Origin of the sequence: Shewanella kaireitica (assembly GCF_023284045.1) — a bacterium.
Lineage (GTDB): Bacteria > Pseudomonadota > Gammaproteobacteria > Enterobacterales > Shewanellaceae > Shewanella > Shewanella kaireitica.
On sequence record NZ_JAKIKQ010000022.1, the window covers coordinates 1 to 14,162 of the forward strand.

Annotated in this window: 14 protein-coding genes; 7 read left to right on the top strand and 7 right to left on the bottom strand. The window is 41.9% G+C overall.

The window, feature by feature from the left end:
* Nucleotides 1–313: 313 nt before the first annotated feature.
* From efp to L2730_RS19595, 6 genes are all read right to left on the bottom strand, one after another.
* Nucleotides 314–874 (bottom strand): elongation factor P, encoded by a 561-nt coding sequence (gene efp / locus L2730_RS19570; RefSeq protein ID WP_020912710.1) that lies wholly within the window; start codon nucleotides 872–874, stop codon nucleotides 314–316.
* A gap of 45 nt (nucleotides 875–919) precedes the next feature.
* Nucleotides 920–2,125, bottom strand: coding sequence for an elongation factor P maturation arginine rhamnosyltransferase EarP (earP, locus tag L2730_RS19575; protein ID WP_248976126.1), 1,206 nt, complete (start codon nucleotides 2,123–2,125; stop codon nucleotides 920–922).
* Nucleotides 2,126–2,223: 98 nt separating this feature from the next.
* Complete coding sequence (gene fldA, locus L2730_RS19580) at nucleotides 2,224–2,751, bottom strand: flavodoxin FldA (RefSeq protein WP_020912708.1); 528 nt, start codon at nucleotides 2,749–2,751, stop codon at nucleotides 2,224–2,226.
* A gap of 53 nt (nucleotides 2,752–2,804) precedes the next feature.
* Nucleotides 2,805–3,077: a LexA regulated protein gene (gene ybfE, locus L2730_RS19585; RefSeq protein WP_220736400.1), complete on the bottom strand. Its 273-nt coding sequence runs from the start codon at nucleotides 3,075–3,077 to the stop codon at nucleotides 2,805–2,807.
* Between the two features lie 11 nt (nucleotides 3,078–3,088).
* Nucleotides 3,089–3,310, bottom strand: coding sequence for a DUF2788 domain-containing protein (locus L2730_RS19590; protein ID WP_248976127.1), 222 nt, complete (start codon nucleotides 3,308–3,310; stop codon nucleotides 3,089–3,091).
* 98 nt (nucleotides 3,311–3,408) lie between these two features.
* On the bottom strand, nucleotides 3,409–4,164 hold the full coding sequence (locus tag L2730_RS19595; RefSeq protein WP_248976128.1) for an alpha/beta fold hydrolase: 756 nt from the start codon (nucleotides 4,162–4,164) through the stop codon (nucleotides 3,409–3,411).
* A gap of 268 nt (nucleotides 4,165–4,432) precedes the next feature.
* On the opposite strand from L2730_RS19595, the gene seqA reads away from it, so the two are divergent.
* Together seqA and pgm are read left to right on the top strand one after the other, a co-directional pair.
* Nucleotides 4,433–4,990 carry a replication initiation negative regulator SeqA gene (seqA, locus tag L2730_RS19600; protein ID WP_248976129.1) on the top strand — a complete coding sequence of 186 codons (558 nt, stop codon included), beginning with the start codon at nucleotides 4,433–4,435 and terminating at the stop codon, nucleotides 4,988–4,990.
* Nucleotides 4,991–5,024: 34 nt separating this feature from the next.
* The gene (gene pgm / locus L2730_RS19605) at nucleotides 5,025–6,665 is read left to right on the top strand and encodes a phosphoglucomutase (alpha-D-glucose-1,6-bisphosphate-dependent) (RefSeq protein WP_248976130.1); all 1,641 of its coding nucleotides are present in this window, start codon (nucleotides 5,025–5,027) and stop codon (nucleotides 6,663–6,665) included.
* A 110-nt stretch (nucleotides 6,666–6,775) separates the two neighbouring features.
* Here pgm and msrA read toward each other — a convergent pair whose 3' ends face one another.
* On the bottom strand, nucleotides 6,776–7,255 hold the full coding sequence (msrA, locus tag L2730_RS19610) for a peptide-methionine (S)-S-oxide reductase MsrA (RefSeq protein WP_248976131.1): 480 nt from the start codon (nucleotides 7,253–7,255) through the stop codon (nucleotides 6,776–6,778).
* A 247-nt stretch (nucleotides 7,256–7,502) separates the two neighbouring features.
* Between msrA and astE the strand changes: the two genes are divergently transcribed.
* The 5 genes from astE (at nucleotide 7,503) to nadA (ending at nucleotide 14,079) form a co-directional block, all read left to right on the top strand.
* Nucleotides 7,503–8,540, top strand: coding sequence for a succinylglutamate desuccinylase (gene astE / locus L2730_RS19615; protein ID WP_248976132.1), 1,038 nt, complete (start codon nucleotides 7,503–7,505; stop codon nucleotides 8,538–8,540).
* A gap of 182 nt (nucleotides 8,541–8,722) precedes the next feature.
* Nucleotides 8,723–9,901: a thiamine pyrophosphate-dependent dehydrogenase E1 component subunit alpha gene (locus L2730_RS19620; protein ID WP_248976133.1), complete on the top strand. Its 1,179-nt coding sequence runs from the start codon at nucleotides 8,723–8,725 to the stop codon at nucleotides 9,899–9,901.
* 3 nt (nucleotides 9,902–9,904) lie between these two features.
* A complete protein-coding gene (locus L2730_RS19625) occupies nucleotides 9,905–10,882 on the top strand; it encodes an alpha-ketoacid dehydrogenase subunit beta (RefSeq protein ID WP_248976134.1) in 978 nt (325 codons plus the stop codon).
* Nucleotides 10,883–10,891: 9 nt separating this feature from the next.
* Nucleotides 10,892–12,439: a dihydrolipoyllysine-residue acetyltransferase gene (locus L2730_RS19630; RefSeq protein WP_248976135.1), complete on the top strand. Its 1,548-nt coding sequence runs from the start codon at nucleotides 10,892–10,894 to the stop codon at nucleotides 12,437–12,439.
* Between the two features lie 572 nt (nucleotides 12,440–13,011).
* Nucleotides 13,012–14,079, top strand: a complete 1,068-nt coding sequence (gene nadA / locus L2730_RS19635) for a quinolinate synthase NadA (protein WP_248976136.1) — start codon at nucleotides 13,012–13,014, stop codon at nucleotides 14,077–14,079.
* Nucleotides 14,080–14,162: the final 83 nt, after the last annotated feature.

Genomic DNA, 14,162 nt, shown 5'->3' on the forward strand with positions numbered 1-14,162 from the left:
TTTTGTATGGAACAAAATAGACCATTTAGTCGTATATCCAAATCCCATAGCGAAGCATACAGCGTTTTGCCAATTTGTTTAACCTCAGCCGCACTACGTGAGGCCCTCAGTATTTCCACTTCTGCTTTGCATTGGCTTAAAAGGGAATAACCATTTCTTTACCAATGCACTTTGAATTGAAAAGACTGAGGGATTCTGAACTGGCCAAATGCTTAATGCAATTGGTAATAAGTACAATTTATATTTGTGTAGGCCGTAATCTAGACAATAAAAAGCCAACCTCGCGGTTGGCTTAGTTGAAACGCGTTTAAGCTTAGACGCGTTTCTTAAATTCGTTTGTGCGAGTATCGATTTCAATCATATCGCCAGTTTTAACGAAATCCGCAACACTTAATGTGCTTCCGCCAGCAATAGTAGCAGGCTTCATGACTTTACCTGACGTATCACCACGTGCTGAAGGCTCAGTGTAGGTCACTTCGCGGGTAACGATAATCGGTAGCTCTACAGAGATCGCTTTCTCTTCGTAGAAAGTCACCTGACAAACATCTTCCATACCATCAGTAATGTAGGCTGCAGCATCACCTAAGTTTTCAGCTTCAACATCATACTGATTGAACTCTTCGTCCATAAATACGTACATAGGATCAGCAAAGTATGAATATGTACAATCAAGGCGATCTAGCACGATAACGTCTAGCTTATCTTCACCCTTAAATGATGTTTCAGTTGTAGAGTCAAGCAACACGTTCTTTAGCTTTAACTTTACCACTGCAGCGTTACGGCCTGAGCGACTTGTTTCAGTCTTTAGCACAACCCATGGGTTGCCATCTAACATGATCACGTTACCAGGACGGACTTCATGAGCAGTTTTCATTACACAATTTCCTATTTTAGGTTTTTTCTATTTCAACAAAGTATCTTAGCTATTTTTGACGAATTGAACTAGTCGAGAAGCAAGATCTGTATCATTTAATGTATTAATTGGCCATTGTTTGGCATTTTTAGTGAGTTCGGGCAGGTTAGAAGTCAAACTTTTCCATGCTTCAAGCGTATCTTCTTGGTTACCCGTATTAAAAGAGTTATTCAATTTGTGGTATAAATTGGCAACATTTTCGCCTAAATCACAGCAGTACAAATTGAGAAATGAATCTAATTTAACCAGGTGATAATCATCCTCTTGAGGATAGATATGCCAAATAAAAGGTTTTGCCGCCCATTGGGCGCGTAAAAAAGAGTCTTCACCACGTACAATATTAAAGTCACAACTCCACAACAACTCGTCATAACCTTGTTGATCTGTCATTGGTAATATATGCAAGGTTAGCTGACCATGTTTTATCTGTTGTCCAGGTTTAAGCTCTTCAATAGAGCAAGGCAACAAGGGTTGTAAACAATTTAGGCTGCGTCCTATTGGTATGAGTGCGTGAATTGGCTTTTTACTCTGCATCCATAGATTGCATAAAGCTAGTAATGCTGGCGTTTCGTAGCTAAAAACACTGATGACGGTATCACTACCCGCAATACCTATAAGGCCGAGTTTATCGAACAGTTGCTGACGACAATCTGGATTGCTTTGCCAGCGTGCTCGTTTAGTTAGGGTGTCTTTTTCACAAATTAAGCCGCCAGTCTTTGCGGTAAATCCTGGGAAATAAAAATTTTTATTCAATCCGTTAGTTTGCATAGAGGGTAGACCGTGACACCCCTCTACCCACGTTTCCGCACTAAGGTATTCAAGGTTTAACCAAACAGGCGCTTTAGTGTTGCTAAGATTATTTTTATACGCTTGGTGCTGGTTATACATGATTTGCACAACGTGTTCAGGTAAGTCACAGGCAAATGCTTCAATGACGACGTCGGGACAGTTAAAGCAAACAGGTAATGGGTTACTCCAAAGGTTTATTTTTACACCATGCAGTATTTGGCTGGTAAGCTTTGGGTCTAGACAAGGCAGTATATGGGAGAAACTCTTTAAATCATCGACCCATAAAGTGACGTTTATCTGGTATTCATTGGTAAGTTGCTTAGCCAGACGCCAGGTGACACCAATATCGCCATAGTTATCGACTACGGCACAAAAGATATCCCATTTTGCCAAAGACTTTTCGACTTCTACCATACTTGTCATTACTACTTGCTACCTAAAAATCTTTTATGATCACTACATACACAAAAAACGGCATAAATGCCGTTTTTGTTTTAAAGCTTAGTAATCCTAATGGACTATTAATCTTCTAATTCTGCTAAGCACATCTCTTCGTAGATCTGCTTGACCCAAGCATCTACACGCTCTTCAGTTAGTTCTGGTTGACGGTCTTCGTCAATGCCTAGTCCGACAAAATGTTTGTCATCAACTAAACCTTTAGACGCTTCAAAATCATAGCCTTCTGTTGGCCAGTGACCGATAACGATACCGCCGCGACCTTCAACAATTTCATTAACCATGCCCATCGCATCAAGGAAGTATTCTGCGTAATCTTCTTGATCGCCACAACCGAAAATAGCGACTAGCTTATCTTCAAAGTTGACTTGCTCAAGTTCTGGGAAAAAATCATCCCAATCACACTGCGCTTCACCGTAATACCATGTTGGGATCCCGAAAAGAAGTAGATCATAATCTGCTATCTGTTCTTTGGTACTTTTGGCGATATCTTTCACCTCAACCATTTTCTTACCCAGTTTTTTCTGGATCATTTTGGCGACGGCTTCGGTGTTGCCTGTGTCAGACCCGAAAAAAAGACCTACTGTAGCCATTGTTGTTCCTTTAATATCTAGTTCACTTTAAGGTATTTGTGCTGCAAAAGCCGTTAATCACTTACTAACTTTTGCAGTATTGATTCTATTAACTGACTGCGGCTGATGTTACTGGCCATTGCCTGTTCATTCAAGGCGTCATACAAATCTTGTGACACCTTTAACTCTATTCGCTTTAATCCGTTCGCTCTGTCGCGTTGGATCTGGTTTCTTTTATTAATTTTTAATTGCTGGTCCCGCGGCAGTGGGTTGCTGCGAGGACGACCACGTCGTTTTTCTGTTGCGAACAGATCAATGGTGGTTCTATCTGATGTTTCTTTTGCCATTGAGTTCGTATTTAACTGATGCCTGAGCCTTCCCAAGTCATCTGTATAATCCCTTTTGCTATAAACCCGGCACAGCCGAGAAATAAAACTAACCAAACAATGTATTGACCAAATTTAGGGACTTTCCCTTGCTTTAGTACATCGTGTATGGCCATACCGATAAAAAAGAAAATGGCTGCAAAAAACAGGTTTAAGCCTAAAGCTTCAATCTGTTCCATATATTGCATTAACATCTACCATTCCTTCTGGCCAAAAAAAGTGGCGCGAATATACCACATAAGTTTTAAAGCGGCTAGACGATTTACACCTTAATCGTGCAATTCTAAGCTCATTAATCGGTAATAAATTCTTTAACTATACGGTTAAAAATGCTGGCTTTTTGAGCATGTAACCAGTGACCCGCACCTTCAATAGTTTTCGCTTTAACTGTTGGGAATTGTTCAATTATAGCGCTTCGGTGTGCCGACGTAACATAGTCTGAGTCGGCGCCTCGTATAAATAGGCAAGCTCCTTGGTAGGGAGATGTGAATGTCGGCCAACTAATTATGTCGTTATAGCTTTGTTTTAAGCCAGTCAAATTCATCTTCCATTTAAAGCCATCTTCACTACGTGTAAGTGATTTTAAAAGGAACTGCGCTGTGCCTTCGTCGATATCGTGCTCAAGCATATGTTGCAATGCTTCGCGTCGATCTTTTATTTGGCTTAGCGGCATGCTTTCAAGTGCTGCAAAGACCTTATCGTGACGGCTGTTATAAGTAACAGGGGCAATATCAGCTACCACCAGTTTGCTAACTAGAGCTGGGTAAGATAGCGCTGTCGCCATGGCAATTTTTCCGCCCATGGAATGGCCGACCAAGATAGCACTGCTAATATCGAGACTTTCAATAAGCTGCTTGATATCTTCAGCCAATGATAGGTAGGTCATAGAGGAAACCTGCTTACTACTTCCATGGTTGGCAACGTCAACTCTCACGACGGTAAAGCTATCTTCTAAACTTTTACCAAGTGCTTTAAGGTTATCAAGATCACCAAATAATCCGTGGATTAGAATCACAACAGGTCCATTGCCTTTGGTCGTATAGTGCATTTTACGTCTACCGCTAAGATCAATTGAGGCAGATTGTGCCTGTATCCATAAAATAATCCAAGTCAGGTCACTAAATTGTCATCTCTTTGGTGCATTATTAAGCGCTTAAAAGGATTAACCGACACTCTTTCTTATGTGGATCGCAGTTTTCAATTATTGATGCTTTATCAAGGCTCTAAACCTCGTTACACTGAGGGGATAATTCGGGGCTGTAATATAGTCATTAATAACACCGAAACCAGTTTTCTACGTAAGGAAGATAAACGTTATGAAATATATCGAGGTTGATGAAGAACTTTACCGTCACATTGCCAGTAAGACTGAACATATTGGCGAGAGTGCTTCAGATATTTTACGTCGAATACTAGGGCTGCGCGTTGATTCAATTGCACAGACAGAGCCTGAAACTATTAGCCATCCAAGCTTGGAAGTTAACAAGGATGTGATTGAAGCTGCCGTAGAACCTATAGAAGAGCAAGTAAACCCAACATCAGACTTCATCGGGCTTATAGATGCAGATCTGCTTGCAGCTCAAAAGGGCGCAGTAGGGCGTTTTCTATTTATACTAGACACGGTTTACCAATCGTCTAACAGCCAATTTCAGCAAGTACTGCAGATCCAAGGACGCGACCGTTTGTATTTTGCTACCTCAAAGGATGCATTACTTAAGGCCAGTAAGTCGGCTAATCCAAAAGAGATTGGTAAGAGCGGATTTTGGGTGACGACCAATAATAATACTGCTAAAAAGCGCACTATTTTGTCAGAAGTACTAACGCAATTTGGTACCGATGAAGAGCAAGTTGCTGCTATTACCAGTAAAATTTAATATCAAATATAACAGTAACTAAAGGAGCTAGTTTTTGGCTATACATGAAAGAGCTGGGCAGATTGCTGAGCAAAAGGATTTGGTCAACACTTCGAAATTAATAAGTCTATATTATCGATTATGCCCAAATGTAGCAGAGGTAACTGAGCAAGTGACCTTTGGCACTTCTGGTCATCGCGGTAGTGCGATTAAACGCAGTTTTAATGAAGCGCACCTTCTCGCTATCGCTCAGGCAGTTGCTGATTACCGCCTTCAAGCTGGCATTAGCGGCAAGCTTATTTTAGGCATAGATACTCACGCTTTATCTCAGCCAGCGGCGATATCAGTTATTGAAGTATTAGTGGCAAATAAGATTACTGTCGCCGTACATGAGAATGATGGTTTTACCCCAACGCCAGTCGTATCACATGCCATTGTTTGCGCAAATAAGAATAATAACGACTTAGTCGATGGGCTGATTGTGACGCCGTCGCATAATCCACCTCAAGATGGCGGTATTAAGTACAATCCTCCCCATGGTGGACCTGCCGAGGGTGATATCACCCATTGGATCCAACATAGAGCTAACGAATACTTAGCTAATGGATTAGAGGGCGTTAAACGCTGCGATTATACCCAAGCGCTGCAGTCTGAATTTGTTATTCAAGAAGATTTTATTACGCCTTATGTCGACGATTTGGCTAACGTAATTAACCTGGCTGCAATCGCCGATGCTAAGCTACGTTTAGGCGTCGACCCCCTTGGAGGTTCAGGTATTCACTATTGGCTACCTATCGCTAAGCAATATGGCTTAGACATATCAATTGTTAATAATAAAATTGATCCAAGTTTCAGTTTTATGACGCTGGACAAAGATGGCAAAATCCGCATGGATTGTTCATCTCCTTATGCGATGGCCGGCTTGTTAGCACATAAAGACAATTACGATCTCTGTTTTGGCAATGATCCTGATTACGATCGTCATGGTATTGTTTGCCCCGGCTCAGGATTAATGAATCCAAATCATTTTCTTGCTGTTGCTATCGATTACTTGGTCACACATAGGCCTAATTGGACCGACAACATGCTAATTGGTAAAACATTAGTGTCGAGTGCCATGATTGATAAGGTATGTGACTTGCACGGCAAGCGTATGTCTGAAGTACCTGTAGGCTTTAAATGGTTCGTGGATGGTCTTGCAAATAGTACATTTGCTTTTGGTGGTGAAGAGAGTGCTGGTGCAGCTTTTTTAAGGCTTGATGGTAGCACTTGGTGTACCGATAAAGACGGCTTTATTCTTTGTTTATTGGCCGCTGAAATATTAGCCGTGACCGGTAAAACACCACAACAACGTTACCTTGAACTTGAAAGCGAATTTGGTCAGAGCTTTTACCAGAGGATTGATAGTCCAATTAGTTTAGAGAACAAAGCTAAGTTCGGTCAGATCACTGTAGAGGCGATATCAGCGACAACACTTGCAGGCGATGTTATTACCCAAAGGCTTACTCATGCTCCAGGCAATAAAGCTGCAATAGGGGGGATCAAAGTCTCTACTAGCAATGGTTGGTTCGCAGCTCGCCCTTCAGGTACTGAGGCATTATTTAAACTTTACGGAGAAAGTTTTGTTAGTGAAGAGCACTTGCAGCTTTTATTAACCGAAGCACAGCAGATAGTTGAACAAGCTTTAGCGGGATAGTATCAAACTAGTAAACAACAAAGGCGCCTAATGGCGCCTTTGTTATATGACTTTTTTAATAAAAACTCTTAAAGCTAATCTTAAAAGTTAATACATTATCTATAGCCAGTTTAGAAGCTTATATGGCAGCTAGGTAGGTTGTTCTTAGCGAGATAATCTTGATGATAACTTTCTGCCTCATGGAATTGCCCAATAGGAACAATTTCCGTCACTATTGGCTTATTGCCCCACTTTTTACTGTCTATGATCGCTTGTTTTGCAAGCAGTGCTAGTTCCTGTTGTAAATCATCGTGGAAAAATACACTACTACGGTATTGATCGCCGATATCATCACCCTGCTGATTTACGGTTGTCGGGTTATGGTTTTGCCAGAATACTTCTAACAGTGTGTTGAAAGAAACCTTGTTCGGATCGTATTCAACTTGAACGACTTCTGCGTGACCTGTAATTCCAGCTTTCACGTCTACATATGATGAATATTGATTGTCTCCACCCATATAACCACAGACACAGTTAGCCACACCGTCTACTTGCTTGAAAAAATATTCAACACCCCAAAAACAACCTGCACCGAATGTAGCTAAAGCCATGTCGACTCCTATTAAATATTGTTAGCCGTTTGGACGGCTAGATGTCTTCATTGTGTTTTATGTTTAGTTGCAATGCAAGCACAAATTAATCTAGCTGATTACTTGTTGAACTAAGACTGTAAATTGGTTGCCTTCTAGAGGTATATTTCGTGCTAATATCCAGTGCATTAGCGCAGAGGTGACTTGGTTTAAATGGATAATCAAACTTACGTTTAGCGCACTGACAAGTATAAATAAGGAGTGATTTGTGTTTCATGAATTGAAGCAGTCTAAGGATTTTCTCGCACTAACGTTGGCTCATCCTCAGTATCTTTCTGAGAGCTTTGAATTTGACTTAGGTGAGCATACACATGTTGAAGTGTGGGATACCGGTGTTATTGTTTTTTCGCCAAAGCAGGCTAAGCACAGTAAAGATATAGTGTTGTCCTGTGCGGTACATGGCAATGAGACTGCGCCGATCGAACTTTGTAACGCATTAATCACTCAGATTTTATCTGAAGAGTTAACACTGGCTCAGCGGGTAATGTTTCTAATTGGTAATCCTGCAGCTATCCACAATGGTACTCGATTCATCGACGAGAATTTAAATCGTTTGTTTAATGGGGCGCACTCACGTGATGAAGGTTTGTGTAATCCAGAGCGCGTTCGTGCACATAAGTTAGAGCAATATGTCGATAGGTTTTACGCATCACAATCTGGAGAAAGACAGCGTATACACTATGACCTGCATACTGCTATACGGGGCTCAAAGCATGAAAAGTTTGCTATCTACCCTTATCGACCTGGTAGAAAGTACAGTCGCGAGCAGATAATGTTTCTTGAATCATGCGGCGTAAACACCATATTGTTCCATCATGAACCAACAACAACCTTTAGCTACTTCTCGTCTGAGAATTATCGAGCAGATGCCTTCACCATCGAATTAGGAAAAGTATTCCCGATGGGGCAGAACGATATGACGCGTTTTATCGCCATGAAAGAGATGCTTACTTTGTTGATGACGGGTAAAGAGCTACAATTGCCGGAGTTTGACCTTAAAAGATTGAACCTCTATCAAGTCTGCCGTTCGGTGAACAAACATTTTGAAGATTTTGAATTTAACTTTACTAATGATGTCGAAAACTTTACCGCATTTCCTAAGGGTTATACGTTAGCGAAAGAGGGTGGTAAGGCGGTGAAGATTGAACATGAATTTGAGTCTATTGTATTCCCTAACGCCAAAGTGCCTGTAGGTCAACGTACAGTGCTGATGTTAAAGACTGCAGACGACAGCAATTTAGACTAAATTCAAACTGAATAACTGTGCATGTAAACCAATATATACATGCATGGAGGCGCTTAGTTGTCTTTTGAGTGATGGGAAGTATTGAGAGTTAGTTTACGTTAACGTAATGTTCTTCCCGCGTATTAGAATAGATAGATGTTTCTTTTGACATTTGGAAGCATCATAAATAACAAGAGCACATTATGAGCAACGCAACAACAAATGCTGAGACTGTCCATCGTGTAAGTTTTTTAGATAAAAATGCTATCGCGATCCCCATCCTTAAAGTATTACAAGCAGATGGTACAGCCTATGAGGGCGCAGTATTGCCCGTCATAGATGAAGATTTAGCTAGTAAGATCCACGATACTTGCGTATTTACACGGGTTATTGACGAGCGTATGTTGGGTGCGCAGCGTCAAGGTCGAATTAGCTTTTATATGACCTGTACTGGTGAAGAAGCCTCTATTATAGGCAGCACCGCTGCCCTTGATGACGGTGATGTTATTTTAGCCCAGTACCGTGAACATGCAGCGCTACGCTATCGTGGTTTCACCACTGAACAGTTTATGAACCAAATGTTCAGCAATGAAAAAGATTTGGGTAAAGGTCGCCAAATGCCGATTCACTACGGCAGCGAAGCACTTAACTATCAGACAATCTCTTCACCGTTAGCGACACAGATCCCACAAGCTACAGGCGTTGCTTATAGTTTGAAAATGCAAAAAAAGCGTAATATCGCTATTTGTTATTTTGGTGAAGGTGCAGCCTCCGAGGGCGATTTCCATGCTGGTCTTAATATGGCCGCAGTACTTAACTCGCCGGTAATCTTTTTCTGCCGTAACAATGGGTATGCCATTTCGACACCTACTGAAGAACAGTTTTCAGGTAATGGTATAGCGAGTCGGGGTCCTGGTTACGGCATGCACACTATTCGTGTTGATGGCAACGATATGCTCGCTGTATTGGCTGCTACACAACAGGCGCGGGCTTATGCGTTAGATAACAATGCGCCAGTGCTCATTGAAGCGATGACTTATCGTTTAGGCGCACACTCATCTTCAGACGATCCTTCGGGCTATCGTTCAAAAGATGAAGAAGCAAAGTGGCAGCAGCATGATCCTGTAAAACGCTTTAAGTTATGGATGATCAATAAAGGCTGGCTAAAAGAGAAGCAAGATGCTGATTTATATGTCAAATATCGTGAAGAGGTGTTAGCGGAACTTAAAGTTGCTGAAAAGGTGCCTTTACCGCACTTAGATGAACTAATTCAAGATGTGTATGACAAGCCAACGCCAATCCTAGAGAAACAGTTAGCTGATCTTAAGTCACACATCAAAAAGTATCCAGAAGCCTATCCAAAAAGCGCAGGGAGAATCTAAGCTGTGGCAGAGATGAATATGTTGCAAGCCATTAACGAAGCCCTGAGCTCGGAAATGGAAGCTGATAAAAAAATGATGGTATTTGGTGAAGACGTCGGTCATTTTGGCGGTGTTTTCAGAGCGACTTCGGGCTTACAAGAAAAGTTCGGCCGTGACCGTTGCTTTAATACCCCACTAACAGAACAAGGTATTGCCGGTTTTGCTAATGGACTCGCATCCAATGGTATGACTGCTGTCGCTGAAATACAATTTGCAGATTATATCTTTCCGGCAATCGATCAGATTGTTAATGAGAGCGCAAAATTCCGCTACCGTAGTGGTAATGAGTTTGATGTCGGTGGATTAACTTTCCGAACACCTTATGGCGGCGGTATCGCTGGCGGTCATTATCATTCGCAATCACCTGAAGCTTACTTTACTCAGACTCCAGGACTTAAAGTGGTTATTCCTCGTAACCCTGAGCAAGCTAAAGGTCTGTTGATTGCTTCTATTCGAGATAAAAATCCAGTCATATTCTTCGAACCAAAGCGTCTTTATCGCGCCTCGGTCGGTGAAGTGCGTGACGGTGATTTTGAAATCGAACTGGGTAAAGCTGAAGTTGTCCGACAGGGTACAGATATCACCTTGTTAGGCTGGGGCGCACAGATGGAAATAATTGAAAATGCCGCAGATATGGCAGCAAAGAAAGGCATTTCATGTGAGGTGATCGATCTGCGCACCTTATCACCGTGGGACGTTGATACAGTTGCGGCTTCAGTTAAAAAGACTGGCCGATTACTCATTAATCATGAAGCACCGTTAACCGGTGGTTTCGCTGGTGAAATAGCGGCTACGATTCAAGAGGAGTGTTTCTTATACCTTGAATCACCAATCGCACGAGTTTGTGGTTTGGATACTCCCTATCCGTTGATCCATGAAAAAGAGTATATGCCGGATGCTTTGAAAACCTTTGAAGCGATTAAAGCATCGGTTAAATTTTAGGAGCTCGCCATGATTAAAGAATTTATTCTGCCTGATATCGGTGAAGGCGTAGTTGAATGCGAACTCGTTGAGTGGTTAGTGCAAGAGGGCGATGTTGTCACAGAAGATCAGCCAATTGCTGATGTAATGACAGACAAAGCGCTAGTACAAATTCCAGCGCCTTATGCTGGAACCATAGCAAAGCTTCATTATGCTAAAGGTGAAATTGCAATCGTTCACCAACCTTTATACTCAGTTGACGTCGGTGGCTCTGCTCCAATAGCGACTGAAGCGGTAACTGAGCAACCAGAAATCACCCAACCTGTTTCAGAAACATCTGCTGGGGTCACGATTGAAGAGTTTCTGTTGCCTGATATTGGTGAAGGAATTGTAGAGTGTGAATTGGTTGAATGGTTAGTAAGCGAAGGTGACACCGTGGTTGAAGATCAGCCGATTGCTGATGTTATGACTGATAAAGCGCTGGTTCAAATCCCTGCAATTAAGAACGGTAAAATCGCTAAACTGCATTACCGTAAAGGCCAGTTAGCGAAAGTACACGCACCGCTATTTGCGATCGAAGTCGAATCACAAGCCGCTACTGTTGCACCAGCAGAGAATACAACAACTGCTGAATTGGAAAACAAGCCAGTGAACCTGAATGTAGAGCCTGCTTCTCAAGGTAAAGCGCTTGCAAGCCCTGCTGTTCGCCGTTTAGCCCGTACTCTTGATATCGATATCGCTTCGGTTAAAGGCACAGGTAAGAATGGCCGTGTATTTAAAGAAGATATAGAACGTCATCAGTCGCCTGTTGCTGTTGTAAGCCAACAAGAGCAAGTTGCTTCGCCAACGTCAAACGATAAGCAAAATGTTACTACAGATCGTGTAGAGCCGATTAAAGGTGTACGCGCTGTAATGGCTAGAATGATGACAGAATCTGTATCAACCATTCCGCATTTCACCTATTGTGAAGAGTTTGACCTGACTGAATTAGTAGCGCTGCGTGAAAGCATGAAGAAAAAGTACTCAACTGATGAGTTAAAGCTCACTATGATGCCTTTCTTTATGAAGTCAATGTCGCTGGCCCTTGCTCAATTCCCTGATATGAATAGCCAAGTGAATGCTGATTGTAGTGAACAAACATTCTTAAGCAGTCATAACATTGGCATGGCAGTTGATTCTAAAGTGGGGTTATTAGTACCGAATGTAAAGGACGTACAAGATAAAACTATTTTAGAGGTTGCTGCAGATATTACTCGTTTAACGACAGCTGCTCGTAGCGGACGTGTATCCCCTAGCGACCTTAAAGGTGGCACTATTTCAATTTCAAACATTGGAGCTTTAGGCGGCACGGTTGCAACGCCTATCATCAATAAACCAGAAGTGGCTATTGTAGCGCTTGGTAAGTTGCAGGTATTACCAAGATTTAATGATGGAGGTGAAGTTGAAGCGCGTAAGATCATGCAAGTAAGTTGGTCAGGCGATCACAGAGTGATAGATGGCGGCACCATTGCTCGTTTCTGTAACTTGTGGAAACTTTATCTAGAGCAACCTCAAGAGATGCTACTGGCAATGCAGTAATCTTTATACTTATTGTTGAATGTGAAAAAGGTGCTGACTAAAGCACCTTTTTTGTATTTGGCTAATGGCAATACCAAATCCCATTCAGTATAAAGATCTGCTCCTTTAGCGATAGCTAATGCCAATTGCATTAAGTATTTGAGGGGCTCACGTAGTGCGGCTGAGGTTAAACAAATTGCCAAAACGCTGTATGCTTCGCTTGGGATTTGGATATACGACTAAATGGTCTATTTTGTTCCATACAAAATAAGACATTCCGGCCCTCCTTGGCGGTCAGATTTAGGAGGTACGAGACCAAGGATGGTCGAAGGTAGAATAATGCAGGAGCAATTATCGAGAGCGAAGCAGGATGCCAGAGCCGAGAATAACTATTAGCTCAAAACCCACTACTTGCCTGCAGCGTTTTGAATTCCCGCTGAATGGTCAAACTTTTAATGCAATTGGTATAAGAAGTTTTGAAATAAATGAATGAGTGGTTGGAATAATAGAAAGATAGAATAAGGATAAAGAGTTTTAAATTTGTGAACTATTCCGTATAATTCCGCTAATCTGTTATTGCCTTTGGTTGTTGTATGAGCGCATTCGTCCCAAGTATTGAAACTATTGACTATCCATTCCCGCCTAAACCTATGCCTTTATCTGATATAGAAAAAGAGCAATCGAAAGCACGTATAAAGCAACTGCTTAAAGAGCGTAATGCAGTACTGGTCGCTCATTACTATACCGATCCAGAAATTCAAGCGCTTGCTGAAGAAACTGGTGGTTGTGTTTCAGACTCACTAGAGATGGCACGTTTTGGTCGAGATCACCCAGCAAAAACACTTATTGTTGCCGGTGTTAAATTTATGGGTGAGACTTCAAAAATTCTAAGTCCTGAAAAAACTGTCTTGATGCCAACACTGGATGCCACTTGTTCGTTAGATATTGGTTGTCCAATCGAAACCTTCAGCGAGTTTTGTGATGCACATCCAGATCATACGGTGGTTGTATACGCCAATACATCCGCTGCTGTTAAAGCACGTGCAGATTGGGTGGTAACATCTAGTATTGCGCTCGAGATTGTCGAGCATCTTGATAGTGAAGATAAAAAGATCATCTGGGGGCCAGACCGTCACTTAGGTAGTTACATTGCCAAAGAAACTGGCGCAGAGATGTTGATGTGGCAAGGTGAATGTATTGTCCATGACGAGTTTAAAGCGAAAGCATTGACCGAACTGAAGAAGCAACACCCAACAGCCGCTGTTTTGGTTCACCCTGAATCTCCTGCGAGTGTGGTTGAGTTAGCTGATGCCGTAGGTTCTACCAGTCAATTGATTAAAGCCGCTCAGACTATGGATAATGATAAGTTTATCGTTGCAACTGACAGAGGCATTTTCTATAAAATGCAGCAAGCGGCGCCTAATAAGGTGCTTATTGAAGCGCCAACAGGTGGTAATGGTGCTACTTGTAAAAGTTGTGCACATTGCCCGTGGATGGCGATGAACGGCTTAAAAGCTATAGAAAGTTCATTGGAAGTTGGTGCACAACAGCAGCATGAAATATTTGTTGATGAAAAGCTAAGGCTTGATGCGTTAAAGCCGCTGGATCGTATGTTAGATTTCGCAAAAGAGCTGAATATGAAGGTCAAAGGCAATGCTTAACAATTGTTAAGGTATGTCACGCTAATCTTTATTTTTTGATCTGGATCACGCCGCGTTCTGTGGTGGTTAAAAAGCCTGCAATA